Below are 25,793 nucleotides of genomic sequence, written 5' to 3'. Positions count from 1 at the left end.
TTGGGAGGTGTTAGAAGATGACGAAACAACTTGTAGTTATTTTCTGGAGTGTCCTTTTTGGTGAAGTCATTGGTTACATCGGTAGTGCCTTGGAAACGATGACCTATAACCCAGGTGAAATTGGCATCGTTGCCGCAGTCTTTGCCCTAGTAGTGGTGAATGGTATTTCACTGATTACTAATCACTCTTTGCCCATTAAAGGTTCAGAAAATAAATAAGTGTCACTAAATGAAAAAGATCGTTGCAAGTTTAGCCTGCAGCGATCTTTTTTTGTCTATTTACCGGCTTGTTCAGGAGCCGCCTCATTTTCGAAAACTAACTGGTTATCCAACAAGTTGATGGTCACTGTCGATTGTGGTGCCACTCGCCCGGCAATGATTTCTTTCGCCAATGGCGTTTCCACATGATTCGTGATAAAACGCCGTAGTGGCCGCGCACCATAGGCTGGTTCATAGCCTTGCTTGGCAATCCACTGCTTGGCTGGTTCAGAAATTTCAAGCGTGATTTCACGATCCTTTAACCGTGCTGACAATCGGTCGATCAGTTTGACCACGATTTGTTCAATCGCTGACAATGTTAACGGCGTAAACATGATAATATCGTCAATCCGATTCAAGAATTCTGGTTTAAACCGCGTCTGAACCAATTGCATGACCTGTTGATGGGTCTCAGGCGATAACTGGCCTTGCTCGTCGACACCGGCAAGCAACTGTTCTGAACCCAAATTCGACGTCATGATCAAAATCGTGTTCTTGAAATCAACCGTCCGCCCTTGACCATCCGTTAAACGACCGTCATCTAACACTTGCAATAAGATGTTAAAGACGTCTGGATGAGCCTTTTCAATTTCATCAAATAAGACGATGGAATAAGGATTGCGCCGAACTGCTTCGGTCAACTGACCGCCTTCCTCATAACCAACGTAGCCTGGAGCGGCCCCGACTAGTCGTGAAACGGATTCCTTTTCCATATACTCACTCATATCGATCCGTACCATGTGGTCATCCGCGTCAAATAAGTTCTCCGCCAAAGCTTTCGCCAGTTCTGTTTTCCCGACCCCAGTTGGCCCAAGGAACATGAATGAGCCGAGTGGGCGGTTCGGATCTTGTAGTCCCGCCCGTGACCGTAAGACGGCATCAGAAACCGCGTTGACAGCGGCATCCTGACCAACGACCCGTTGGTGCAAGTTATCGGCAAGGTGTAACAACTTTTCGCGTTCACCCGCGACCAATTTATTGACCGGAATTCCAGTCATCCGTGAAACAACGTTCGCTACTTGGTCAGCCGTAACGGACTCTTCGACGAGCCAGTCGTCATGGTGATCATTGGCTTCCATTTGCTTCAGTTCTTCGGCCAACTTCGGAATCGTACCATGTTGCAACTTAGCGGCAACTTCCAAGTCATATTGACTTTCTGCAGTCTCCAAATCATGCTTGGCCTTATCAAGGGCGGCTTTCTTATCGCTCAAAGCCTTCAAGCTCTTCTTTTCAGCGTCCCAACGTTCCGCTAAGGCCCGTTGTTTCTCTTTGGCGCTGGCTAGCTCTTGTTGCATGTCAGCTAACCGTTTGACAGAAGCGTCATCCGTTTCTTTTTTTAAGGCGGCCTCCTCAACTTCTAGGCGCATGAGTTGGCGATTAACTTGGTCCAGCTCAGTTGGATTTGAGTTCATTTCAACGCGAATCTCAGCGGAAGCTTCATCAATTAAATCCAACGCTTTATCGGGTAAAAAGTGATCGGTAATGTAACGATCCGAGAGTTTGGCCGCCGCAACTAACGCATTGTCATGAATGCGTACACCGTGATGAATTTCAAACCGTTCCTTTAATCCCCGTAAAATACTAATCGTATCTTCGACGGACGGTTCAGCCACTAAGACCCGCTGGAATCGACGTTCCAAAGCCTTGTCCTTTTCCAAATATTGCCGATACTCATCTAAAGTCGTTGCGCCAATCAAATGGAGTTCGCCACGAGCCAACATGGGTTTAAGCAAGTTGCCCGCATCCATGCTCCCTTCAGTCTTACCAGCACCAACAATATTATGAATTTCGTCAATGAACATGATGATCTGACCATCACTCTTTTTGATTTCCTTCAAAACTGCTTTGAGCCGTTCTTCAAATTCACCACGGTATTTGGCCCCGGCAATCAGTGACCCCATATCTAACGAGAATAAGGTTTTATTTTTCAGATTTTCTGGCACATCACCACGGACGATCCGTTGGGCTAAGCCTTCAACAATCGCCGTTTTACCAACACCTGGTTCCCCAATCAGCACCGGATTGTTCTTCGTTTTTCGCGATAAGATCCGAATCACATCTAAGATTTCTTCGTCACGACCAATGACTGGATCTTGGTTGCCTTGACGGGCGGCCTTGACCAAATCAACACCATACTTCTCTAAGGCTTGGTACTGGTCTTCTTGATTACGAGATGTTACCCGTTGACCTCCACGAATGCGTTCGACCGCATTCTTGATTTGACCAGCTGTGATCCCTTGCTGTGTTAAATACTTAGTAAGCTGATCACCAGTTTGGTCCATCAAGGCTAAGACAACAGTGTCCGTCGCTAGAAAATCATCACCGAGTGACTTGCGTTTCGCATCCGCGGTTTGCATCAACGTGGCTAAACTACTGCTAAAACTCTGACCATATTGGACATTACCGCCACTGACCGTGCTGATTTCATCTAACTCGCGATCAAGTTCCGTTTGCAGTTGGTCTAAGTCAGCACCCGCCTCACTAAAAATCTGGCGTACCAGTTCGCCAGGTTGCGTTAAAAACTTAAACAAATGTGGCACACCGATCTCTTGATGGTGTCGAGTTTGCGCAATTTGTTGGGCTTGCGCTAAAGCCTGTTGTAAACTTTCGGTTAATTGTTCTGGATTCATATTCGATAACCCCCTCAAATTTAGGTTAGCAAAAAGGCAGCTTCGCCAGCTGCCAATTCAGGTTTGACCTTTATTGACCATTGCATTATATAACGAATGACCAACCTTGCCAACTATTTAGTTTCTACGGCATTATCTTTAATAATTTGTAAGACGACATCAACGGCTTGCGTCATCACTTGTTCCGAAACGTATTCGAAACGGCCATGCATATTTTCACCACCGGCAAACAAGTTTGGCGTTGGTAAGCCCATAAAGGAAATCTTTGACCCATCAGTCCCACCACGAATCGGATCGATGATTGGTTTGATTCCTAATTTGAGCATCGCTTGTTTGGCTAATTCAACGACCGTCATATCCTTTTCGATTACTTCACGCATATTGTAGTATTGATCTTTCATGTCAACTTTGACATGTTCAACACCTAAGCGCTCGTTGATTTTAGCGGCCACTGCTTTAAACAGTTGCTTACGGGCTTCGAAGTTTTTACGGTCATGATCACGAATAATATAGGTTAATTTGGCATTATCGACCGTCCCATCTAAAGCAAGCAAGAAGAAGAATCCTTCACGATCCTTCGTCTTTTCAGGGACTTCAGCTGCAGGCAAGCCATTTTGAAAATCAACGGCGAGTTGCAACGCATTGACCATGACACCATAGGCTTCACCTGGGTGCACGTTGACCCCACTGATCGTGACTTCAGCCTGAGCCGCATTAAACGTTTCATATTCCAATTCGCCCAACGGCCCACCATCAACGGTGTAAGCAAAGTCGGCATTAAAGTCCGCCACATTAAAATGATCCGCACCGGTCCCGATTTCTTCGTCTGGGCCAAAGCCGAACCGTACCGTCCCATGTTTAACTTCTGGATGGGCCAATAAATATTCAGCCACGCTAAATAATTCTGCGACCCCCGACTTATCATCTGAACCAAGCAAAGTGTTCCCATCGGTCGTAATCAAGGTGTGACCCGCATAGTTTTTGAGATGTGGAAAGACCTTCGGATCAAGTTCATAACCACTCGTCCCTAATTTGATAATGGACTGACCATCATAATTTTCAACGATTTGTGGTTGGACGTTTTCCGCATTAAAATCCGCCGTATCAATATGTGAGATAAAGCCAAGCGTTTTCACGTCCGCATCCGTATTGGCCGGTAACGTGGCGAAAACATACGCACTCTGCGGGTCTTGATGCACATCACTCAAGCCTAAATCAGTGAGCTTAGTCATCAATTGCGCTAAAAAGGCAGTTTCACGTGGTGATGACGGCACCGTCGTCGAATTTTCATCAGAACGACTATTGATCTTTACAAAAGTTAAAAAGTCAGAAATTAAGTTTGGATAGTTTGCCATGGTTGATTCCTCCTCAAATTTTAAATGAACGTAAATGGATCCGTATTCAATGTAGATGCCACAACTTCCAGTGACCAATTATTTTCAACTTGCCACTGCTTAAAGAGCGCGGTCAAGTATGGTTGACAAATACTTTCGATGTGATGACCGGGATCAACGACTGAGAGCCCGGCTGCAAGCATATCGTGCGCGGTATGATAATAAACATCACCGGTCACATACACTTGTGCACCTTGCTTCAACGCCTCTGGGTAAAATTTACCACCGTCGCCGCCTAAGACCGCAACGCGTTGAATCAACGTATCCGGATTTTGGCTGACCAGTCGTAACCCACTGACATCAAAGGTCGCCTTACACTGTTCAGCAAAGGCACGAACTGTCATCGGTTGAGCCAAGTTGCCAATACGGCCCATCGTATATTGATGACCACCAGTCAATAACGGTTGGACTTGATAATCCCATTGCGCTGCGGGCACGATTTGGTTAACGCCGGCGACCGCATCAGCAATTGAGTCTTGTAATAAGTCAACCGTAAATTGCTCACCCGAATTGAAGGCATAATGATCCAAGTGACCACCGGCCGTTTTCGTCAAATAATCTTGAACAGCTTCAACACAGTTCGTTGGCGCAATGACCGTCATTTTGACCGCATCCGCATGATAACCCGCGACTAGCCCAGTCACTTGCTGCAACTTCAATGCCGTTGCTAGCCAGTCGTTCATGCCACCGTCCGCGCTATCTAGGTTCGTATGAGCGGCGTAGACTAAAATATGATGAGCCGCAATTTTCGCGTACATGGCTTTTTGTGGCTCTTGATAATCTAAATTATTGGCTGGCCGAAACATGACTGGATGATGGGCGAAAATCATATCAGCGCCAGTTTCAATGGCTTCATCAATCACTTCAGGCCGCACGTCTAAGGTCACCAAAACTTTATGGATCTCCTGATTAGGATCTCCAATTTGAAGCCCGCTAGGATCACGGTCCCACTTTAATTTCAATGGTGCAAATTGTTCAAAACGCTGAATTAGCTCACTTGCCAACATCCGCTAAGACTCCCTCAATTAATTTAATTTTGGCATTAGCCGCCGCTAAATGTTCAGTCGGTGCTACTTTGGCTTGTTGCATTTGAGCAACGGCTGCTTGTGCCCGTGCCAATTCTCGTTGCCATTTTGCAATGAAGACTGGTGATTTTTCACCTAATAAAAATGGCCCAAATAGTTGTTCAGCTGCCGAATAGATCACTGGCACGGTCGTTTTATCCGCGACGATCACTTCATAAGTGTGCCCGTCTTCAGCTAAGATCCGTTCTGCCGTAATCTGAAACTGATTGGCAGCCAACCACTCACGCACCGTCGCCTCACCAACGTTTGGTTGTAAAACTAACCGTTGCACGCCGGTCAGTGCTGAGCTGCCTTGCGCTAAAATGTGGCGAATCAACGGGCCACCCATCCCAGCAATCGTAATCGTATCGATCCGGTCTGCTGGTTGAATGGCAGCCAAGCCGTCCGCTAAACGCGCCACTAAAATCGCTGTTAACTGTAATTTTTGAATCTCGTGTTGCGCATTCTCAAAGGGTCCTTTGACCACTTCACCAGCGACCCCATAACTAATGCGGTGATTTAATGCTAAGTTAGCCGGTAAGTACGCGTGATCTGACCCAATATCGGCCACCCGCGCATTTTGAGGGACAAATTCTCCCACCGTTGCTAATCGTGCTGATAACTGTTTGGCATCCACCGACATAACCCCTTTTACAAATAATTTAAATCGCTTTCCTGGCACTATTTTAACATTGTTTGCCCTCGTTTTTTGAAGCAACGCGCAAAATTCCATCATTTTTTAAAAGAATCGGCAACGACTCACACACTCACAACTAATCAGCCTTAATTTAAATGATGCCGCTCGTCGTTTACGTAACTGATAGGTATAAAGGGGGACAGCGATGAGCGCTACGTTTTAAATCTCAATCAAACGACCCATTTAAACCAATCCAAGAGGAGTGTTAACATGATTCAATCACAGCTGAAAACGATCCTGCTCGAACGCACGATCAGTAATCAAGAACTTGCCGCCATGACCGGAATCAATCAGAAAACCTTAACCAAAATCATCGATGGTCGGGCCAAAAGTATCACCTTTAGTCAGCTCAATAAAATCATTCGTGTCCTCGATATCGCCCTCGACGACTTGTTTATGATTACCCCTGATTTGGATCTTGAGGTCGTTCTCACAAGCATCAATGAAAACACGCAGCAATTTATTGGTATCGTTAGCTTCATCGACCACGACCAACAGCTCAGTTATGAGCTACCGTTAACTGGCATTTACCGCCAAAATGGCACTTTATTTACCTTTACTTTGAATGATGCCTTCGACGACCAATTAGAGGGCGACGGCATCGCCACACGGCTAGAACAATTATTGCCAGTTGAATCATTGTCGGCCGCCAAAAAAGCGTTATTAGACCTCTTGGAACGCTACCCCGAACAGCAAGCCTGGTTCGAAGCTGATGGCATGCAACTCAGCAATGAGCCGACTGACGCTGAATTGGAACGTTATTTGCAAGTTGGAAACCTGGTCGCCCGGACGCAATATGAACGCTTGCATCATTTAATCGAACCATTAGCGATGGGCTTTTTAGCGGCAATTTACAGTGAATTTCCCAAATTTTTGGGCAATCCGCAAATGATTGCCCTGCCGTGGGGCGTTCCGGATACCTTTCGCGTCTTTAACTTCAACTTGGCCGAAAGCCCTGAATCCTTGGCGAACAGCGGCATCACCCGCCGCCAAGAACAACTACGCCAACAGCAAGCCTTTCCCGTCAGCTATACTAGCCTAGACGTGATCAGCTACTTCTCGGCCTCTTAATTTTATTAACAATTGCCCATAAGTTCGTTCCCCAGTTAAGCGTTCTTGTCAGTTGGCAAGAACGTTTTTTTGACAATAAAATTTTCTCTTACAAAACTATACAGTATGCTGTATAGTTTTGTTGTGAGGTGATTAGATGAATGAAGATGAAATGGTTTCACGACAACTGTTACAGTTAGCCCGCAGAATCAAGCAACGCCGGAATCTCCATATTAAGGATTTGAATTTAACGACGGTCCAGGGTGATGCCTTGAAGTACTTTTTTGAGCATCCTAATCAGACAATTGCACTGTTTAAGGATTATCAAGGAATCACCCATCAAACCGCCCGGGTAATCGTCCAACATTTGGTGCACTTAGGAATTGTCACCTTAGCGCCCAATCCTGACGATGGTCGGTCAAAACTAGTGGTGTTGACGCCACTAGGATTTTCTAAATATGATCAGCTAGACAGACACGGGTGGCAAACCAGTGAAGAACTCTTTGCTGGATTTACCCCTGAAGAACAACGGCAATTTTTAGCGTTAGTGCGGCGCGCTAATGCTAACTTGGAAAGGAAATGACCTGCGTGAAAACACGCTTATATACCAAAGATGTGACATTAGTTTTAGCTGCAAGTTTCTTTTATTTGATGAGTCCAATGTTAATTAATCCAGTTATTGCTGGTTTTGCGACTAGCGCTGGTGCTAGCAGTATTTTAGCGGGTGTAATTGCCGGGGCGATGAACCTCACCGCACTCGTCTTACGGCCATTGGCTGGTAATTTAACCGATCGCGTTTCGAAGTACAAGTTAACCCTAGTTGGTGGACTGCTAATTTTAGTCGCCAGTTTAGGCTATACGTTGACAACTAACGTGGCAGTAATCATGATATTTCGCGTGATCAATGGGCTCGGCTACACGCTGTGTTCAGTATGCATGGCGACCTGGATGGCGGCTTTATTGCCAGCAGATCGGATTGGTTCCGGCATGGGGATTTACGGACTAGCCAGTGCTTTAGGAATGGCAGTTGGTCCAGCGATAAGTGTGTATTTGTACCAACACTATAGTTATCAAACTGTCTTTTGGGTTGCGTCAGCATTTAGCATTCTACTGTTGATCGTGATTCAATTTGTCGGCAACCGTGGCGTTCCTAGTCCCACGCCTCAAACAACTGCGAAAAAGATCCAGTTAATCCAACCTAAAGTCGTCCCACTGGCGGCAATCTTACTGTTATTCTCGTTGCCCTATTTCGCCACGGAAACGTATATTGTGAGTTACATTGCACATCGCCACTTTGCTGTGCCAGCCGGTGCTTTTTTCCCAGCTTATGCCATTATTTTGTTAATTATGCGGCTGGTGTTACGTGATGCATTCGATAAGGTCCCTTTTAAAAAATTCTTCTGGTTAGGATTAGGGTTTAACCTATTAGGACTGGTTGGCTTAACTGATTTAAGCAATTGGTTCATGTTATTATTGGGCGCATTTGGCTTTGCTGCCGGCTATGGCTTGATGTTTTCAATTTGCCAGGCTAAAGCTTTAACACTAGTTCCGGCGTCAGATCATGGCTTAGCGAATAGTACATTCTACATTGGCGTGGATCTAGGCATGTCAGGCGGACCCATGTTAGCCGGAATCATCACGGCCTTCTTACCGTGGGCCTGGCTTTATCCAGTCATGGCACTGACATTACCGTTGACAATTGTCGTTTACCTCGCCAATCGCCGGTTATTAGCCTAATTAAGAAGGCTAACATTTTTCATGAAAATAGGTTCTTGCAAAATTATGGGCCTAAAAAAAGCAATCGTATCAATCCCCTGATTGGGGCGACTGATACGATTGCTTTTAATCAACCAATTTATTCCAAGAAATCTTTTAATTGTTTACTACGTGATGGGTGGCGTAACTTCCGCAACGCCTTGGCTTCGATTTGACGAATCCGTTCACGCGTGACACCAAAGACTTTCCCGACTTCTTCCAAAGTCCGAGTCCGGCCATCATCGAGACCGAAACGTAACCGTAAGACATTTTCTTCTCGATCCGTTAAGGTGTCCAAAACGCCTTCCAATTGTTCCTTCAAAAGTTCATAGGCCGCAGCATCCGCTGGCGAAGTTGCGTCTTGATCTTCAATGAAGTCACCTAAATGTGAGTCGTCCTCTTCACCAATTGGGGTTTCCAATGAAACGGGTTCTTGCGCGATCTTCAAGATCTCACGAACTTTTTCCGTTGGCATATCCATTTCAGCCCCAATTTCTTCAGGGGTAGGTTCGCGGCCTAAGTCTTGCAACAATTGCCGTTGAATCCGGATCAATTTGTTGATTGTTTCGACCATGTGAACTGGAATCCGAATCGTCCGTGCCTGGTCCGCAATTGCCCGCGTAATCGCTTGACGAATCCACCAAGTGGCGTATGTTGAAAACTTGAACCCTTTGCGATAATCAAATTTTTCAACGGCCTTCATCAAGCCCATGTTACCTTCTTGAATCAAGTCCAAGAATTGCATTCCACGGCCCACGTAACGCTTGGCAATGGAAACGACCAACCGTAAGTTGGCTTCCGCTAATTCTTGCTTGGCACTTTCGTCGCCTTGTTCGATTCTTAACGCCAACGCCACTTCTTCGTCAGCAGTTAACAAGTCGACACGACCAATTTCCTTCAAGTACATCCGCACAGGATCATTAATCTTGATCCCAGTCGATGAACCCGCCGTACTTAATTCCTTTTTAGTGACCTTTTTAACGCTCTTAACGGCCCGAACATCCGGATCACCTTTTTCGTCAACGACACTGATCCCAGCATCTTCAACTTTTTGTAATAACTTATCGATCCCTTTTGCATCTAACTTATACGGTGCTGCCAGCTTATCTGATAATTCATCATATTTAATGCTACCAGTCTTTTTATAATCTTTGATTAATGCTCGGACGGCCTTGTTGTATTCAGTCGTTGAGCTGGTTGATTTTGCTTTTGCCATAAAATCGGTGCCTCCTATAAGTTGTCAGCTTGTTGTACCCGTTGTGCTTGGCGGTACAACTCAATTAGTTCTAACGTTAATTGTTGGACTAAATCACGATTGCCCAACTGTTTTGCCGCCGTTAATTCGGCTTTTTTACCATTAATTTTTTCGGCGACGGGTTGCTGATTCATGATCACATTGACCAAATCAGCCACTTCTTCTTTCGAAGTCTCGCCCGCCACATCCATGAACTCCAAACTCGTCACAACTGGTTGTAAACCTTGATCACCCATAAAATCGGTGAAGTTTGCAAGTTCAAACTGTTGATGCGTTTTAAAATAGGCCTCGGCATAGACCAGAATCTGTTGATACTGGTCATGCACAAAGTGAAATCCCGCAATCGCCATCACGCGCAACCACACATCATGATCGTGCAATAACCGAAACAGCAGTAACCGTTCCGCGCGTTCGACCCGACTGATTGGCCCATTTTCTGGTGCCATCCCCGTAATTGTTGGCGGCGGTGGCGTCATGTTAACTGGTGGTGGTGGCGTTGGGGGACCGCCATGCGGTTGCCGATGCACTGTCTGCTGGCCGACCAATGACCGCAGTTGTTGGCGCAAGTCTTCCTTATCGAGGCCGAATTCTTGAACGAGTTGGTTCAAATAAAGATCTTGCTCAACATTGGAGCTTAAAGCACTCAATTGCTGCAAAACAGCTCCAATATAAGTCAACTGATCTTGCGTGTTCTGCAAATTTAAATCACGCCGCAAATATTGCATTTCAAAAGCGGTTGGCGTCTGCTTGCCCGCCTCAAATACCTGGACAAACTTCTCAGCCCCCGCGGAACGCAAATACTCATCCGGATCCATCCCATCAGGCATCTGCAAAACGCCTAATTTCAAGCGACTATTGCCGCTCAATAATTTCAGCGCCCGATCAGTCGCCTTTTGACCCGGCATATCACTATCATAACAAATATACAGTTGATCAGTCACCCGTTCCAACATGTAAATTTGCTCATTCGTTAAACTGGTCCCCATTGAAGCGACACCATTTTGGATGCCGGCCCGATAAGCCGCAATGACATCCATAAACCCTTCAAATAGCACGACGGATTTACGTTGCCGAATCGCGCCCCGTGCAAGATCAAAATTAAACAGGACCGACCGTTTATTGAACAGTTTCGTTTCTGGACTATTTAAATACTTCGGTTCATCCGGTGACTTCTTTAAAATACGCCCAGAAAAAGCAATCACCCGACCACTAGCATCCTTGATTGGAAACAAGACGCGATCAACGAACCGATCCCGCAATTCACCAGCCTGATTTTCAATGAATAATCCAGACTGCCGTAACAACTGATAGTCGATCTGATGTTCTTTGAAAAAATCCAACAACAGCTGCTTGGGCGGTGCAAAACCGATGCCAAACGTCTTGATGGTCTCATCATCCAACCCACGTTGATGCAAATAGTCCAAGGCGGCTTCACCAGCCGTCGTATTTAACAAGACATGTTGGTAAAGCTTGGTACTGTCAGCATATAACGTTAACAAGTCAGCCTGTTCTTGATCTTTCGGGGTCGCTGGTTGACTCTGTGCCGTGTAAGTCGCTGGCAGGTCGATATGTCCGAAGTCAGCGACCTTGACCACTGCCTCTGGGAAGGACAAATTTTCTAAATCCATGATGAACGAAAAAACATTGCCCCCACGGCCACAACTAAAACAGTGAAAAATTTGCTTTTGTTCATTGACCGAAAATGACGGTGTGCGTTCTTCATGAAACGGACACAAGCCAAAGAGGTTTTTACCCGCTTTTTTCAATTGAACGTACTGACCAACAAAGTCCGCAATATTGACTGCGGAACGAACTTGATCAACCTTTTCTTCCGGAATTAAATTGGCCACATCGCCACCCCATTTCTCACTATAACGACTGACAATTGTCCCAAATTAACCACAACATTGAAAAGCCGCATCACGACAACGAGATGCGACTATTAATGTGCGAATTTCTACAAAATATAGTGTACCACAAGTTTGACAGCCATGCAATAATAAGTCTTACTTATTAGACATATTTGTCAAGTCTGTGTCAATTCATTGGGTGACAAAAAGGAATCCGACTGGCGAACCTAGTTCCCAGTGGATTCCTTCTATTGTACACTGATAATTGCTATTTAACGACTAATTGGTTCAAGTCACCCATGACATTAACCATGTTCGCAATAATCAAAAGTTGCTTCAGATGGTTGTCACGAATCTGGTCGTCTTTACTCATCACCATCGTGGCTTCAAAGTAATTGACGATCAATGGCCGTAAGTTTGCCAAGGCTTTGAAACGGTCATCCATGGACATTGTTGGCGTCACCGTCTTTTGTAACGCTTCGACAGCATCGTATAACTGTTGTTCAGCGTCATTTTCAAACAAGGCGGGATCAACGGTCAAATCGTTAACATCGATATCGGCTTTCGCGGTGATCCGTAGTAAACGGGTCAAGGCTTCGATCGTATCCTTGAATTGTGGATCATCTTGGTGGGCATTCAAAACATCCGCTGCTTTAAACATTTCACGAATATCCTGACGTTGGCCCTTCACGACCGTATCCACAATGTCATAACGAATCTTTTGATTACCAAACCATTGCTTGACCCGGTCAGTCAAGAAGTCAGCGACTGGCTGATCTTGCTTAGCAAAGTCTAAATCATAGGTCGCATCATGTGCCTGTAATTCATGCTGAATTTCAGCTTCAAACTTCCGAATTGGGAAGTCCCAACCTTGGTCACGTACGATCCGCACAATCCCAAAGGCCTGACGACGCAAGGCAAATGGATCATTTGACCCACTTGGTACCAAACCAACTGCAAAGAAGCTGGTGATGGAGTCAATCTTATCAGCGACCGCTAACACGGCGCCAACTTTAGATTTTGGTAAGTCACCATCGGCACTGACTGGCATATAATGTTCCCGAATCGCTTGACCAACGGCTGGGTCTTCACCCTTCAAGACAGCATACTTGTCACCCATGACACCTTGTAATTCAGGAAATTCGCCGACCATCCCAGTAACCAAATCGAACTTGTAAATTTGAGCTGCTCGGTGCAATTGATTCTTTTCAGCTTCAGTCAGTCCAAACTGGTTAGCTAAGAAGCCACTGATATACATGACCCGTTGCATTTTTTCATACATAGTCCCAATCTTATCATGGAAACTAACCTTTTTAAGCCGTTCAACATAGGCTTGGATTGAGTTTTGTTGATCTTCATGGTAGAAGAAAGCCGCATCTTCCAACCGCGCCGTTAAGACTTTTTGATTCCCTAACACCACGTTTTGCAAGTTTTCAGCATTCCCGTTACGAACTGAGACGAAGTGTGGTAATAAATTATCGTCGGCATCCGTGACATAGAAGAACCGTTGATGATCCCGCATTGACGTAATCAAAACTTCGTCAGGAATTTGTAAATATTTCGCTTCAAAATCACCAGCGAACGCCGTTGGATATTCAACTAAATTGTTGACTTCTTCCAACAGATCCTCATTGACCTTGATCTGCCAATTATGCGCAGTCGCCAAGGCCGCAATTTGTTCACGAATCTTGGCTTTCCGTTTAGCGGCATCAGCAATCACGAAGACGTCGGCTAAATCAGCTTCATAGTCCGTTGCGGTCTTGATTTCAACGTCATGGCCTAAGAAACGGTGACCGCGGCTGGTGCGTCCAGCCTGAACGTCCAAAATCTCAATTGGCACAATTTCATCGTCTAACAATGAAACCAACCAACGAATGGGCCGAATATACTTAAAGCTAAAGGTTGACCATTTCATCATCGTCGGGAAGTTCATCTTGGTGATGACTTCTTTGACGCCAGCCAAAACATCCTTCGCTGATTTGCCAGCCGTAAAGGTCTGAACAAAGACGTATGGGGTCCCTTTAATTTCTTTAAAGACGATATCGTCCGTTGACGCCCCTTGGCCCTTAGAAAAGCCAATCGCAGCTTTCGTCCAGTTACCATCCGCATCTTGAGCAATCTTTTTAGCTGGCCCACGGACTTCTTTTTTGACATCAGCTTGTTTGTCAGCTAAACCCTCGATTTGAATCGTTAAACGACGGGGCGTTGAGAATGTTTTGATGTCCTCATAAGCCAATCGTTCATCCTTCAAGAATTTTGCAAAACGTTCCTTCAACTGTAAAACACTTGGCGTGACGACATGCGCGGGCATTTCTTCCAAACCAATCTCTAATAAATAAGTTTTAGCCATTACTTCGTTTCCTCCTTTGCATGTTTTAACAGTGGGAAGCCGCGTTTTTCACGTTGCGCCACAAATTCTTTGGCAATCGATTTAGCCATGTTCCGAATCCGATCCAAGTAGCCAGCACGTTCCGTTACTGAGACCATCCCACGGGCATCCATCAAGTTAAAGGTATGGCTACACTTCAAACAATAGTCATAAGCGGGATGCACTAACCCATTCTTAATTTGTTTTTTAGCTTCTTTTTCATATTCATCAAACAACATCAATAATAACGATTCATTGCTTTCTTCAAAGGCATATTTTGAGTTTTCGAATTCTGGTTCCAAGAAGATATCACCATACTTGACCCCGTCGCCCCATTCCAAATCAAAGACGGAATTAACGTCTTGGATATAAGAAGACAACCGTTCGAGCCCATAGGTGATTTCTGAAGTAACTGGATCAACTTCTAGGCCACCAACTTGTTGGAAGTAAGTAAACTGACTGATTTCCATCCCGTCCAACCAAACTTCCCAACCAACACCGGCACAACCCATTGAAGGGTTTTCCCAGTTATCTTCAACGAAACGAATATCATGTTCTAAGGGGTTGATGCCTAATTTTTGCAAGCTTTGTAAATAAAGTTCTTGAATGTTTTCAGGTGAAGGCTTCATGACCACCTGGAACTGATGATGTTGGTATAGCCGGTTAGGGTTTTCCCCATAACGACCATCAGCTGGCCGCCGTGACGGTTCAACGTAGGCGGCATTCCAAGGCTCTGGACCGATTGCCCGTAAGAACGTATATGGACTCATCGTCCCGGCCCCTTTTTCTGTATCGTAAGCCTGCATCAACATGCAACCTTGATCTGACCAAAATTCTTGCAAGGTTAAGATAATCTCTTGCACTGATAACTTTTTGCTCATGTTCTTCCTCCCAAAATTTGTGACTGACTAGTTTAATTCCACAAAAAAAGTCCCCTGCCGTTCACTAAAAACGACATAGGGACGATTTAAATCGCGGTTCCACCCTACTTCTGAGTAACCTCAGCAGCTTGATTAATTTGATCTAAGCTCCGAAAGCGCCAATTATCCTAACTTCTGACCACTTTCCACCAGCGTGGTCTCACTAAAAAAAGCAACCGATAATTTTCTCTCATCAACACTTAACTATTCAGTTCTTCATCATCATAGTCGACTCACTCACGTTTGTCAATTATCGTTTGAACGCGGCTTGAGTGGTTGATACCAACTGCCCATTTGATCAATAAACCGCTTGGACTTTAGATGTATTCCGACTGAATTGTCGTAAATTTCATCCAGCACCCGTCGAAGTTGTTTTGCTGTCGCTGGTTTGACCTTAATCGAATGAACCTTTGACAGATCCAGCACCGAGAAACGACGGAGATAAAAGATCGTGGCGGGACTCGCATGCAAGCGATGGGGATCTAAATGCCAATGTTGCTGACAAAGAAGTCCGCCATAACTTTCTGAATAATCCAACGGCAAATCTTGGCGACCACAGACTGTACACCATCTAAGCTCCGGCGCAACCCCGAAAGCCCCTAACAATTGCACTTCGACCACATTCGCCACAATTGCCGGCGCAATATTCTGATCAATCAACTGCAAGGCACTGGTCATCTGTTGGTACCACCGACCTACCGGCTGATTATCTGGATAAGCCACATCAATTAAATTCATGATATAAGTGGCATAGGCGTTCAAACTAATGTCTTGACTGATCTGCTCAAAATATTGAACGGTCTTGACACTATTAATATAGGACAAGCCCTGATCTTTTAAGTCACCAACATACTCACCCATCGTAAACGGCAGTAATTCCGCAGCCATTTTAAAGCCACGCCGCCGGGCACCGCGAATGAAAAACATTTTTTTGCCATATTCAGCGGTCAAAAACTTGATCAGCATGTCCCGTTCACGATAGTCACGCCGATACAGTAAGATCCCGTTGAAATTAGCGACCATCTGTTGGGCCATGTCCTCACCTAACGATTCTAATAATCATCTTGCCGGTAGCCATAGCTGGCCAACAAGTTTTCGCGGTCTTTCCAATTCTCTTGGACTTTGACCCATAATTCCAAATAAACTTTGTCCCCTAATAACCGTTCAATATCACGACGAGCTAAGGAACCAATCTTCTTCAGCATGCTACCACCTTTACCGATAATAATCCCTTTTTGTGAGGACCGTTCGATAATGATCGTCGCTTGGATATGAATCTTTTCTTCATCTTGACGCTTGATCGACTCAATGACCACGGCCGTTGAATGCGGCACTTCTTGGCGTGTTAATTCCAAGACTTTTTCACGAATCAATTCTGAAATAATGAACCGTTCAGGATGGTCGGTGACTTGGTCAGAAGGATAATATTGTGGCCCAACTGGTAACTTAGCTTGCAACGTGGCTAATAGTTCCGGCACGTTGTTCCCCTCTAAGGCTGAAATTGGATAAATATCTTCCCATTTAATAGCATCTTGATACTGATCCATAATTTCCAATAGGTGATCTGGATGGATTTGATCAATTTTATTAATAACTAGGTAAATCGGCTTTTTTACTTCTTTTAGCCGATCAATGATGAAATTGTCCCCAGCACCGCGACGTTCGTCGGCATTGATCATGAAAATGATCGCATCAACTTCACCTAATGTTGAGAGCGCCGACTTCACCATAAAGTCGCCAAGGCGACTGTGTGGCTTGTGAATCCCAGGGGTGTCAATGAAGACCATCTGAGAGTCATCAGTCGTATAAATTCCTTGAATCCGGTTTCGAGTCGTTTGCGCCTTATCAGACATAATAGCCACTTTTTGGCCAACGATTCGATTCAATAGTGTCGACTTACCAACATTCGGCCGGCCAATAATGGCAACGAAGCCAGAGTGAAAATCTTGTTTATCCATAATATATGTTATTCCCTTTCTTACCACCAAGTTGAAACGACTTGCCAAAGCTTAGGCACAAATAGAATCAGCCCAACTAGCACCGCAAACGCGGCCGCAAACACGACCGCACCAGCTGCAATATCTTTAACTTTTTTGGCTAACGGATGATAGTGTGGTCCAGTGACCAAATCACAAATATTCTCCGCAATCGTGTTATTGATCTCGCACAACATCACGAGAAAAATTGCCAAACACAACCATAACCATTGATTGATCGTTAAACCGAAAAACCAACCCGCTAGTAACGCGACCGCACCCAAGACCATGTGTGTCTGCATATTGCGCTCTTCACGAACAACCGTTTTTAACCCTGTCCAGGCATGCAACCACGACTGCCAAAATGAGTGATTCTTCCCAACTTGCGGTTGATCTGGTTTATTTTTTGAGGCCATACGCATCCAGAATCTTTCGTTGTAGTGCAAACATTGCGGTTTCATCTGCTGGTTGCATATGGTCATAGCCATTTAAATGTAAGAAACCGTGTACGACTAAGTAACCCAATTCACGTTCACGTGAATGCTTCAAAAAGGCCGCTTGTTCGTCGACTTTATCGACTGAAATCATAATATCGCCTAAATTCAGTGGCATTTCCGCCGCCATCTCAGGATCCATCACAATCAAGTCATCTTCGTCATCATCATGCATCGCAAAACTAATGACATCCGTTGGGCGATCCACCCCCCGGTATTCCTCATTAATTTTTTGAATCGCATCATTATTCATTAAAGTTACTGAAACTTCAGTATCATCGCGGAGCTTTAACGTTTTACCTGCCAAAGCAATTAACTCACGGACCAACTGCAAATCCTCGGTTCGCGCGCCTGCCACGGTTTGATCATACAATTCTAAATCCATGCGTGCCTCCGTTTAACGTTGTTCTACTTTTTCATAAGCTGTGATGATCTTCGCCACGACTGGATTTCTAACCACGTCATCAGCCGTAAATTTCACAAAATTAATATCACTGACGCCAGTCAAAATCCGTTCCGCCTGAATCAACCCACTCGTCGTATTACGTGGCAAGTCAATCTGAGAAATATCGCCATTGACGATCATTTTCGAGCCAAAACCAAGTCGCGTTAAAAACATCTTCATTTGCGCATTAGTCGTATTTTGAGCCTCATCTAAGATCACAAACGCCCGATCAAGTGTCCGACCACGCATATACGCTAACGGTGCAATTTCAATAATGCCCCGATCCATCAAGCGTTGCGTATGTTCGGCACCATAAATTTCATACAGCGCATCATAGATTGGGCGCAAATAGGGATCAACTTTCTCCTTTAAATCCCCTGGCAAGAAGCCCAGACTTTCGCCAGCTTCAACAGCCGGTCGCGTGAGAATGATCTTTTCAACATCGCCACGTTTGAGTGCTGCAACCGCCATGACGACGGCTAAATACGTCTTCCCAGTCCCAGCTGGGCCAATGCCAAACGTAATATCGCTTTTAGCGACCGCTTGCACATATTGACGTTGACCAAAGTTTTTGACACGAACTGGCCGCCCCCGGTTATCCTTGATCAACGTTTCAGCATACAGGTCTTTAAAGTAGTCCAGTGTGCCACGATTGCCCATTTTGATAGCACTGATGACATCTGGGGCGCCAATCTGAATACCTTGCTTAATTAAACTCGTTAAATTTTCTAAAACAGCATAAGTTTTATGAACAGCTTCTTCATCATCACCACTAATGGTCATTTGATCACCAAAAACATGAAGGTTGACGTGTAGGCCATCTTCTAACATAGCGAGATGCTGATCTTCCGGTCCAAGTAACGCAACTGATTGACCAGGATCAGTCATGAGAAACTTTTGTTCATATTTTGAGTTTTCAGTCAAAAACATGGACTCCTTTTTTCGACAGATTTAATGTCCCAACCTAGGGTCAGAACCATCACGACGTTCCCATCGTCACTAGGGAATTTTAGCGTGCTTTTGTTAATTAATCATAGCATAAAAGCCCCAGCCCTACCAGTTTCGCCTTCCTTGGCAGTCACAATATCACGACACAAAAAAAGCCAAGGAATCACTTCCTTGACTTAACCGTTAATTCAATAATGATTTAACTGTTTGGTTGATAAGTTTACCGTCAGCTTGGCCTTTCAGCTTAGGCATAACAGCACCCATCACTTTACCAAAATCACTTTTGCCGGTTGCACCGACTTGTTGGATCGTGTCAGCCACAATTTGTTTGACTTCATCGTCAGACAATTGCTTAGGCATGTACTTTTCAACAATCGCAATTTCAGCTTTGATGCCGTCAACTAAATCTTGACGATCAGCCTTTTCGAATTCACTTAATGATTCGCGCCGTTGTTTCAATTCACGTGAAATCACGCTCACTTCTTCATCGGCAGTTAAATCATGCCCAGCATTAATCTTTTCATTCATTAATGCTGACTTAAGCATCCGCAAAACACTGAGGCTTTGCTTATCACGTGCTTTCATCGCAGCTTTAAGATCACCATTGAGTGTTTCTGTTAAACTCATTGGGTACCCTCCTCGAATTCAAGCGCTAGTATCGAAATACTAATTACTTGAAACGACGATTCTTACGCTTCCGCGCTGCTTCAGATTTTAACTTCTTCTTCACACTTGGTTTTTCGTAAAATTCCCGTTTGCGGTATTCTTGTAAAGTACCACTTTTTGAAACGGTACGTTTAAAGCGACGAAGAGCATCATCAAGAGATTCGTTTTTACGAACGACTGTTTTTGCCATAATAAATTCCCTCCCTCCGAGCTTAAAAAGTAACCGTCAAATTATGTAACCTTACATAATACAACTGTTCTAGTAAATTATACATAAATCATAAAACCCCGTCAATGAAAGTTTTTAGAATAATAAAAATAATCTTAATTAAAACGATTATTCCGGGCAGTAAATCGTTTTCATAACCCCATGCCTATGCTACACTAGAGACATTCTCAACTATGAAACGGGGTTTAAATGATGCCAGAAATTAAGATCTTCATTTTATCAGATTCAATCGGCGAAACGGCCCATTCAGTGGCTCAAGCCGCCGCGGCGCAATTTTCCGATTTTGAAATTAACTATCAGCGTTTTCCGTTTGTCCGAACCGCTTCACTTTTAAAAACGGTCCTCGCCCAAGCCCAACGAGACAATGCCGGGGTGTTTTATACCTTTGTTGATCGCAAGTTAAGTCAAATGGCAAATGAATTTTGTAAAGCCAACGAGTTACCCTACTATGATGTCATGACACCTGCATTGGATACTTTCTCTGGCATCACTCATACACAGCCTGCAAACCATCCAGGGACCGTCCACGCTTTAAATAATAATTACTTTGACCGTATCAATGCCATTGAATTTGCAGTCACTTATGACGATGGCAAGAACCCCACCGGCTTTTTGGAAGCCGACGTTGTGTTACTAGGTGTTTCGCGGACGTCCAAAACACCATTATCCCTATATTTGGCCAACCGAAACTTAAAAGTCGCTAATTTGCCACTAGTTCCGAAAGCCCAAATCCCTGATGAAATTTGGCAAGTTGATCCTAAGAAAATCTTCGGTTTAACGAACGATCCCGAAAAGCTGAACGACATTCGGCGGCAACGGATGGTTCAATACGGGTTAAATCCGGATACCGTGTATTCCAACACCGATAAAATCAAAGAAGAGTTAGCTTCGGCCGATAAAATTTTTAAAAAGATCGGTTGTTTAGTCATTAACGTGGCTAACAAATCGATTGAAGAAACCGCAACTTTGATTACTGAAAGTCTCGGTTACAACGAAGCCAACCAATAGCAACTAAAAAAGATTGACGACTAATTTTGGTCGCCAATCTTTTTTAGTTTCGGCTCTTAGAACCACGTTACCTACTTGTCCTTTAAGCTTGATTTTCAATATCAGCAATCAAATTAGGATTAAACTGACCTGCGCGTAACATTGCAATTTCATATTTATACGGTGGCAACTGATGTTTCTTATCTTCGCCAACGTAAGGTGTTTCAAGAATCTTACTAATCCCATCCAGTTGGGGATGATGTGCGACCTGATTCAAGGCGGCAAACCCAATCGTGCCCATCCCAATATTCGTATGCCGGTCTTTATGGGCGCCTTGCGGATTCTTAGAATCATTCAGATGAATCACTTTTAACCGATCCACCCCAATAATATGATCAAACTCATTCAAGACACCATCAAAATCATCCTTAATGTTGTAACCAGCATCACTCGTATGACAAGTATCAAAAGTAACCGATAGTTTTTCATTATAAGTCACGCCATCGATCATTTGCGCCAGTTCTTCAAAACTGCGACCCACTTCGGTCCCTTTACCTGCCATCGTTTCTAGTGCAATTTGAATCGTTTGTTCTGGTCGAATCACGACGTTGAGGCCTTTAACAATTTGCGCAATGGCTGCGTCGGCACCTGCCCCCACATGTGCGCCAGGATGCAACGTCAGTTGGGTCGCACCAAGCGCTTCAGCCCGTTCAATTTCATGCGCTAAAAAGTCGGTCGCAAAATCAAAGTATCCCGGCTTCTTGGTATTACCAAGGTTCACAATGTAGGGCGCATGAACCACGATCTGCTTTAAATCATGTTCAGCCATGACTTGTTGGCCAGCAGGAATATTCAACTCATCGATTGGCTTGCGCCGGGTGTTCTGAGGCGCGCCCGTATAAACCATAAACGTATTTGCCCCATAACTGACCGCTTCATTGGCCGAACCCAGCAACATATCAGGGGCTTTCATCGAAACATGTGATCCAATTCTCAGCATAATTATCCTCCGTTTTCTAAAAAAAGAACTCACCGCAAGTCGCAATGAGTTCATTTTTGACCAGTCCGTCAGACAAGTCAACTATTATTAAATCATATCCACGAAACGTGAACGGAATTTGTAATGTAAGTGTGAGCCCACTAACAAGAAGAACAGGACAATGCCCCAGAAAATCAACGTTAGAATTGGGCGATCAAATAAGCTGCTTTGTTGGAACATCGATTCCCGGAAGCCAGAAATAATGTACCAATAGGGATTCAACTCTAAGATTCGCACAAACGGCGCTGGAAAACCAGTCGTTTGGAAATTAAAGAGGACGCCGGACAAGTAGAATAACATCCGCATGACCGATTGAAGCAAAATTTGCCAGTCACGGACAAGTACCGAAACGGTCGAGTTAAAAATACTCAAGGCAAACATCAAACACATCATTGCAAAGAAATAATAGATCCATTGTAACCAAGCCAATGATGGATAAATCCCATTAAAGAAGCCCAAAGCAATCGAGAAAACTAACATCGTCCAGAAAGAATTCAAGTTACCCACGATTCGAATCGATGGTAAGACCGAAACTGGGAACTTCATTTTAGAAACCATGTTGACACGTTGATAGATACTCTTGGAACCATCCAACACGGCTCGATTCATGAAGAACCAAGGTGTAATCCCAATGACCATCCACATCAAGTATGAGACGCCGTTAAGATTGCTACCTTTTTTGAAACCGCCACTAAAGACGATCCAGTAAATTGCAATCTGAATTAATGGGTATAAATATTCCCATGCCAATCCCAGATAATGGTTTTGATAACTGGCTTGATCTTCATAATTGGAAATCCGCCAAATAATTCCCCAGTTCTGGAATTGTTCCTTAATAATCGAAACTACCTCTTTCAAGGCGCTGACACTCCCTATCTATTCCTAAATTGGTTTATTGCTGATAAAAATAAGCTAAGGTGCGCTTCGTCGCGTTACCGTCATTACGAGTATTCCACAATTGATTGAATTTTGTCAATTGGAGTGGCTCTGCCGGCGCCGCTAACACCCGATTGAGTTCGGTGATATTAGTGACCAACGGCCCCGGTGCCCATTGCTTAAAATCAGCTTGTAATCCGACCGCCTGTTGAAAGTTTTGCCAGTCAAAAACATAGAATACCATTTTTTGACAATTTGGCAAGAGCGCATAGTCAAAAATAACGGACGAATAGTCACTGATCAGCGTCGACGTGACCGTTAACAGCTCATCGGTACTGAATTCAGATACTAAGGTGATCAAGTTCGGATAGCGTTCATAAAGCTGCTGGGCTTGTGCCGCCAAATGCGGATGCAATTTCACAACTAAGACTTGATTTGGGCCCAGTTGCAAGTCCGCAAAGTCTTGTGGCAAGCTAAATGTCACCCCAGCACGATAAGTTGGGGCATACAAGATCACGTCCTTATCCCGTAACTCGGGATGTTGTTGATAAATTGCGGTCCGCGTCGTTGTGACCCAAGTCGAACGCCGATAACGATCTGAACGTGGATAGCCCAAGACGTGCATCCGTGAAGCGGGCACGTGATAGCTGTCTGCAAAGACCTGACCCATCTTAGCCGAACCAACCACATAATCCGTCAGTTGATCATAGACCTGCTGAAAACGATGCTGATCTGCTTGTGACCGCTGGCGAGTCTGCGGGTCACCCCAACCAAACGCTTTAACCGCCCCATTTGCATGCCACAATTGAATGACCCGTTGTGACCGGTGACGTTTTAAACCCGCCGTGAAAGCAAAGTAATTATCACAATAAATATCGGCTGCTTGAGTCAGTACCGGTACCCCGGTCAAGGCAAAACGAATTGAATCATGAAACGGCCGGATCTTGATCCCAGCTGGTAATAACTGAGCTGCACCGACTTGAGCTGCCGGGTAATAATAGACCACTAAACGATCACCAACCGTCTGGTGTAACTGTTCAATGAAATCTAAATTATCGGCAAAACTCATTAAATAAACAACGGTTTGAGACCGTTTAAACTGTGTCAACCACGAAACGAGTTTGACAAGCCATAAGTAAATGGTTTTCTTCAAGCGAGCCACCCTTTCATCCGTCTAAACAACTAGTGTATTATAGCATATTTATATTATTAACCTTTGAAATTTATAAAAGCTTAATGATTATCAAATGGCTTGTGACCAGTGTCCAACGACAAAAAAAGTTTCAGAAATTTTAAGTCATTTCTGAAACCCTTTTCTGAGGAACAGTCTTATTTTGACCGAGTCAAGGCTCCGGCTCATAAAAGCGCCCGAGAATCTTGACGGTATCGGAAATGCTGACAAACGCATGCGGATCGGACTCCGCCATCGCTGCGGTTAATTCTGACATTTCATAACGCGTAATTACAGTAAATAAAATCGTTTTATCATCATGTTTGTAGGCACCCTCGGCATTATGCACGATCGTTACCCCGCGACGAATACGATTTTGAACGCTATCAATGACCGTATTGGGCCGACTCGTAATAATCATGACCTGCATTTTTTGCTGACGGGTATAAGTCATATCGATCACCCGACCGTTGACTAGTAATCCCAAGGCAGAGTAAAACGCATACGGCCAGCCATACACAAAGCCCGCCGCGATGACAATAATCGAATTGAACGCCATATTGATGGTCCCAATACTACGACCTGTTTTACGCCGCAACACGATGCCAATAATATCTAAGCCACCGGTTGAGATCCCATTCTTCAGCGCCGTCCCAGTCCCAAAACCGTTGACTGCACCACCAAAGATTGCACAGATAATTGGATCATGTGTCAGCCCTTCTGGCGCAACCACCTTGATCATAATACTGGATAAAGCGACCGCTAAGAAGGTAAAGACGGTGAAACGATGCCCAATTTGGCGCCAAGCAATGATAAACATTGGCACATTCAATAAAAATAGCAATAACGCCGTCGACAACTGGACGGTTAAGAATTTGCCCATCAAACTATTAATTAATTGGGCTAACCCCGTAATCCCTGATGAATAGATATGGCCCGGGGTCCAAAAAAAGTTCATGGCGACGGAAACTAAAATCGCATAGATAAACGCCGTTGACGCTTTCGTCACATCACGATGACGACGGGTCAACTGCTGAAAATCGGTCATTGTTGTGTGCTCCTTTATATGATGTCTCCGTTATTCTAACATGTCTAAACTGTGGTAAACAGCTTTTGCCCGATTTCACTCGAAAGTTTAACGCTTCTCACTAGACTGCAATGCAAATCAGTCGACCTTCGGCAGCTTGTCCCAATTTTTAGCAATAAAGTCGGCACGCCCACCAGCTTCTTGGGCAGCAAACACAACTGGGTTGTTTTTGTAAAAACGTTGATGTTCGGCTTCGGCTGGATAAAACGGTTGGACGGATTCGATTGCCGTTACGATCGGCTTTTCAAAGCGCTCGGAAGCTTGTAGCGCCGCTTTTGAAGCCGTGGCAATCGCGCGCTGCGTGTCATCAGCCACAAAGATCACCGGCCGATAGTTATCACCACGGTCTTGAAATTGCCCCATGGCATCGGTTGGATCTGTTTGATGCCAGTATATTTCAACCAAGTCCTGATAAGAAATTTTTTCCGGATCAAAGGTGATTTTGACCGCTTCCGTATGGCCCGTTTTGTGCGCTTTAACTTGTTCGTAAGTTGGCTTAACAGTGTGACCACCGGTATAACCTGAAACGACACTGATAATCCCTGGTTGCTGATCAAATGGTGCGACCATGCACCAAAAACACCCGCCGGCAAAAATGGCTGTTTCGCTCTTCATGAGAATCACTCCAATTAAAT

At 44.6% G+C, this 25,793-nt stretch carries 25 protein-coding genes; 5 read left to right on the top strand and 20 right to left on the bottom strand.

What is annotated here, in order from left to right; all coding sequences use genetic code 11:
• Positions 1-17 precede the first annotated feature (17 nt).
• Positions 18-218 carry a YjzD family protein gene (locus FFM70_RS09575; protein WP_137616632.1) on the top strand — a complete coding sequence of 67 codons (201 nt, stop codon included), beginning with the start codon at positions 18-20 and terminating at the stop codon, positions 216-218.
• A 56-nt stretch (positions 219-274) separates the two neighbouring features.
• Here FFM70_RS09575 and clpB read toward each other — a convergent pair whose 3' ends face one another.
• From clpB to FFM70_RS09555, 4 genes are all read right to left on the bottom strand, one after another.
• Entirely contained in the window at positions 275-2,887 is a 2,613-nt protein-coding gene (gene clpB / locus FFM70_RS09570) for an ATP-dependent chaperone ClpB (RefSeq protein WP_137616631.1), read from the bottom strand.
• A gap of 113 nt (positions 2,888-3,000) precedes the next feature.
• On the bottom strand, positions 3,001-4,242 hold the full coding sequence (gene pepT / locus FFM70_RS09565; RefSeq protein WP_137616630.1) for a peptidase T: 1,242 nt from the start codon (positions 4,240-4,242) through the stop codon (positions 3,001-3,003).
• A 20-nt stretch (positions 4,243-4,262) separates the two neighbouring features.
• Positions 4,263-5,288, bottom strand: a complete 1,026-nt coding sequence (locus FFM70_RS09560) for a Nif3-like dinuclear metal center hexameric protein (protein ID WP_137616629.1) — start codon at positions 5,286-5,288, stop codon at positions 4,263-4,265.
• Complete coding sequence (locus FFM70_RS09555; RefSeq protein WP_137616628.1) at positions 5,275-5,982, bottom strand: tRNA (adenine(22)-N(1))-methyltransferase; 708 nt, start codon at positions 5,980-5,982, stop codon at positions 5,275-5,277. Before FFM70_RS09555 ends, FFM70_RS09560 begins: the two co-directional genes overlap by 14 nt.
• 270 nt (positions 5,983-6,252) lie before the next feature.
• On the opposite strand from FFM70_RS09555, the gene FFM70_RS09550 reads away from it, so the two are divergent.
• From FFM70_RS09550 to FFM70_RS09540, 3 genes are all read left to right on the top strand, one after another.
• A complete protein-coding gene (locus tag FFM70_RS09550) occupies positions 6,253-7,113 on the top strand; it encodes a helix-turn-helix domain-containing protein (RefSeq protein WP_137616627.1) in 861 nt (286 codons plus the stop codon).
• Positions 7,114-7,249: 136 nt separating this feature from the next.
• Positions 7,250-7,675, top strand: coding sequence for a MarR family winged helix-turn-helix transcriptional regulator (locus FFM70_RS09545; RefSeq protein WP_137616626.1), 426 nt, complete (start codon positions 7,250-7,252; stop codon positions 7,673-7,675).
• Positions 7,676-7,680: 5 nt separating this feature from the next.
• Positions 7,681-8,829, top strand: coding sequence for an MFS transporter (locus tag FFM70_RS09540; protein ID WP_137616625.1), 1,149 nt, complete (start codon positions 7,681-7,683; stop codon positions 8,827-8,829).
• A gap of 118 nt (positions 8,830-8,947) precedes the next feature.
• Here the strand turns inward: FFM70_RS09540 and rpoD are convergent, their stop codons facing one another.
• The 11 genes from rpoD to rpsU all read right to left on the bottom strand — a co-directional run bounded on the left by rpoD (position 8,948) and on the right by rpsU (position 19,959).
• Positions 8,948-10,063: an RNA polymerase sigma factor RpoD gene (gene rpoD / locus FFM70_RS09535; protein WP_137616624.1), complete on the bottom strand. Its 1,116-nt coding sequence runs from the start codon at positions 10,061-10,063 to the stop codon at positions 8,948-8,950.
• A gap of 14 nt (positions 10,064-10,077) precedes the next feature.
• Positions 10,078-11,952, bottom strand: a complete 1,875-nt coding sequence (dnaG, locus tag FFM70_RS09530) for a DNA primase (protein ID WP_137616623.1) — start codon at positions 11,950-11,952, stop codon at positions 10,078-10,080.
• A gap of 268 nt (positions 11,953-12,220) precedes the next feature.
• Positions 12,221-14,302, bottom strand: coding sequence for a glycine--tRNA ligase subunit beta (gene glyS / locus FFM70_RS09525; RefSeq protein ID WP_137616622.1), 2,082 nt, complete (start codon positions 14,300-14,302; stop codon positions 12,221-12,223).
• Positions 14,302-15,201 carry a glycine--tRNA ligase subunit alpha gene (glyQ, locus tag FFM70_RS09520; protein ID WP_137616621.1) on the bottom strand — a complete coding sequence of 300 codons (900 nt, stop codon included), beginning with the start codon at positions 15,199-15,201 and terminating at the stop codon, positions 14,302-14,304. The genes glyS and glyQ overlap by 1 nt, the downstream gene beginning before the upstream one ends.
• A 285-nt stretch (positions 15,202-15,486) precedes the next feature.
• The gene (gene recO, locus FFM70_RS09515) at positions 15,487-16,263 is read right to left on the bottom strand and encodes a DNA repair protein RecO (RefSeq protein ID WP_137616678.1); all 777 of its coding nucleotides are present in this window, start codon (positions 16,261-16,263) and stop codon (positions 15,487-15,489) included.
• A 29-nt stretch (positions 16,264-16,292) separates the two neighbouring features.
• A complete protein-coding gene (gene era, locus FFM70_RS09510) occupies positions 16,293-17,198 on the bottom strand; it encodes a GTPase Era (protein WP_171002347.1) in 906 nt (301 codons plus the stop codon).
• 20 nt (positions 17,199-17,218) lie between these two features.
• Positions 17,219-17,632 carry a diacylglycerol kinase family protein gene (locus tag FFM70_RS09505; protein WP_137616620.1) on the bottom strand — a complete coding sequence of 138 codons (414 nt, stop codon included), beginning with the start codon at positions 17,630-17,632 and terminating at the stop codon, positions 17,219-17,221.
• Positions 17,616-18,095: an rRNA maturation RNase YbeY gene (gene ybeY, locus FFM70_RS09500; RefSeq protein WP_137616619.1), complete on the bottom strand. Its 480-nt coding sequence runs from the start codon at positions 18,093-18,095 to the stop codon at positions 17,616-17,618. Before ybeY ends, FFM70_RS09505 begins: the two co-directional genes overlap by 17 nt.
• A gap of 12 nt (positions 18,096-18,107) precedes the next feature.
• Positions 18,108-19,085: a PhoH family protein gene (locus tag FFM70_RS09495; RefSeq protein WP_137616618.1), complete on the bottom strand. Its 978-nt coding sequence runs from the start codon at positions 19,083-19,085 to the stop codon at positions 18,108-18,110.
• A gap of 201 nt (positions 19,086-19,286) precedes the next feature.
• A complete protein-coding gene (locus FFM70_RS09490) occupies positions 19,287-19,730 on the bottom strand; it encodes a GatB/YqeY domain-containing protein (RefSeq protein WP_137616617.1) in 444 nt (147 codons plus the stop codon).
• Between the two features lie 43 nt (positions 19,731-19,773).
• Entirely contained in the window at positions 19,774-19,959 is a 186-nt protein-coding gene (gene rpsU, locus FFM70_RS09485) for a 30S ribosomal protein S21 (protein WP_137616616.1), read from the bottom strand.
• 231 nt (positions 19,960-20,190) lie between these two features.
• On the opposite strand from rpsU, the gene FFM70_RS09480 reads away from it, so the two are divergent.
• Positions 20,191-21,006 (top strand): pyruvate, water dikinase regulatory protein, encoded by an 816-nt coding sequence (locus FFM70_RS09480; RefSeq protein ID WP_137616615.1) that lies wholly within the window; start codon positions 20,191-20,193, stop codon positions 21,004-21,006.
• An 82-nt stretch (positions 21,007-21,088) separates the two neighbouring features.
• On the opposite strand, the gene FFM70_RS09475 is transcribed toward FFM70_RS09480, so the two are convergent.
• From FFM70_RS09475 to msrA, 5 genes are all read right to left on the bottom strand, one after another.
• Complete coding sequence (locus tag FFM70_RS09475; protein ID WP_137616614.1) at positions 21,089-21,985, bottom strand: deoxyribonuclease IV; 897 nt, start codon at positions 21,983-21,985, stop codon at positions 21,089-21,091.
• Positions 21,986-22,072: 87 nt separating this feature from the next.
• Positions 22,073-22,882, bottom strand: coding sequence for an ABC transporter permease (locus FFM70_RS09470; protein WP_137616613.1), 810 nt, complete (start codon positions 22,880-22,882; stop codon positions 22,073-22,075).
• 34 nt (positions 22,883-22,916) lie between these two features.
• The gene (locus FFM70_RS09465) at positions 22,917-24,062 is read right to left on the bottom strand and encodes a CDP-glycerol glycerophosphotransferase family protein (protein WP_137616612.1); all 1,146 of its coding nucleotides are present in this window, start codon (positions 24,060-24,062) and stop codon (positions 22,917-22,919) included.
• Between the two features lie 181 nt (positions 24,063-24,243).
• The gene (locus tag FFM70_RS09460) at positions 24,244-25,119 is read right to left on the bottom strand and encodes a YitT family protein (RefSeq protein WP_137616611.1); all 876 of its coding nucleotides are present in this window, start codon (positions 25,117-25,119) and stop codon (positions 24,244-24,246) included.
• Positions 25,120-25,236: 117 nt separating this feature from the next.
• The gene (msrA, locus tag FFM70_RS09455) at positions 25,237-25,773 is read right to left on the bottom strand and encodes a peptide-methionine (S)-S-oxide reductase MsrA (protein WP_137616610.1); all 537 of its coding nucleotides are present in this window, start codon (positions 25,771-25,773) and stop codon (positions 25,237-25,239) included.
• Positions 25,774-25,793 lie beyond the last annotated feature (20 nt).

This window comes from Lactiplantibacillus nangangensis (assembly GCF_005405065.1).
Taxonomy (GTDB): Bacteria; Bacillota; Bacilli; order Lactobacillales; family Lactobacillaceae; genus Lactiplantibacillus; species Lactiplantibacillus nangangensis.
The sequence above is the reverse complement of the archived record's forward strand: the minus strand, read 5'-3'. Positions and strand labels throughout refer to the sequence as shown.

What these genes read in the sequence shown, in the direction of transcription:
- FFM70_RS09575 (WP_137616632.1), top strand. Translation starts at nt 18, where the DNA reads ATGACGAAACAACTTGTAGTTATTTTCTGGAGTGTCCTTTTTGGTGAA.
- clpB (WP_137616631.1), bottom strand. Translation starts at nt 2,887, where the DNA reads ATGAATCCAGAACAATTAACCGAAAGTTTACAACAGGCTTTAGCGCAA.
- pepT (WP_137616630.1), bottom strand. Translation starts at nt 4,242, where the DNA reads ATGGCAAACTATCCAAACTTAATTTCTGACTTTTTAACTTTTGTAAAG.
- FFM70_RS09560 (WP_137616629.1), bottom strand. Translation starts at nt 5,288, where the DNA reads ATGTTGGCAAGTGAGCTAATTCAGCGTTTTGAACAATTTGCACCATTG.
- FFM70_RS09550 (WP_137616627.1), top strand. Translation starts at nt 6,253, where the DNA reads ATGATTCAATCACAGCTGAAAACGATCCTGCTCGAACGCACGATCAGT.
- FFM70_RS09545 (WP_137616626.1), top strand. Translation starts at nt 7,250, where the DNA reads ATGAATGAAGATGAAATGGTTTCACGACAACTGTTACAGTTAGCCCGC.
- rpoD (WP_137616624.1), bottom strand. Translation starts at nt 10,063, where the DNA reads ATGGCAAAAGCAAAATCAACCAGCTCAACGACTGAATACAACAAGGCC.
- glyS (WP_137616622.1), bottom strand. Translation starts at nt 14,302, where the DNA reads ATGGCTAAAACTTATTTATTAGAGATTGGTTTGGAAGAAATGCCCGCG.
- glyQ (WP_137616621.1), bottom strand. Translation starts at nt 15,201, where the DNA reads ATGAGCAAAAAGTTATCAGTGCAAGAGATTATCTTAACCTTGCAAGAA.
- recO (WP_137616678.1), bottom strand. Translation starts at nt 16,263, where the DNA reads ATGGTCGCTAATTTCAACGGGATCTTACTGTATCGGCGTGACTATCGT.
- era (WP_171002347.1), bottom strand. Translation starts at nt 17,198, where the DNA reads ATGGATAAACAAGATTTTCACTCTGGCTTCGTTGCCATTATTGGCCGG.
- FFM70_RS09505 (WP_137616620.1), bottom strand. Translation starts at nt 17,632, where the DNA reads ATGGCCTCAAAAAATAAACCAGATCAACCGCAAGTTGGGAAGAATCAC.
- ybeY (WP_137616619.1), bottom strand. Translation starts at nt 18,095, where the DNA reads ATGGATTTAGAATTGTATGATCAAACCGTGGCAGGCGCGCGAACCGAG.
- FFM70_RS09495 (WP_137616618.1), bottom strand. Translation starts at nt 19,085, where the DNA reads ATGTTTTTGACTGAAAACTCAAAATATGAACAAAAGTTTCTCATGACT.
- FFM70_RS09490 (WP_137616617.1), bottom strand. Translation starts at nt 19,730, where the DNA reads ATGAGTTTAACAGAAACACTCAATGGTGATCTTAAAGCTGCGATGAAA.
- rpsU (WP_137616616.1), bottom strand. Translation starts at nt 19,959, where the DNA reads ATGGCAAAAACAGTCGTTCGTAAAAACGAATCTCTTGATGATGCTCTT.
- FFM70_RS09480 (WP_137616615.1), top strand. Translation starts at nt 20,191, where the DNA reads ATGCCAGAAATTAAGATCTTCATTTTATCAGATTCAATCGGCGAAACG.
- FFM70_RS09475 (WP_137616614.1), bottom strand. Translation starts at nt 21,985, where the DNA reads ATGCTGAGAATTGGATCACATGTTTCGATGAAAGCCCCTGATATGTTG.
- FFM70_RS09460 (WP_137616611.1), bottom strand. Translation starts at nt 25,119, where the DNA reads ATGACCGATTTTCAGCAGTTGACCCGTCGTCATCGTGATGTGACGAAA.
- msrA (WP_137616610.1), bottom strand. Translation starts at nt 25,773, where the DNA reads ATGAAGAGCGAAACAGCCATTTTTGCCGGCGGGTGTTTTTGGTGCATG.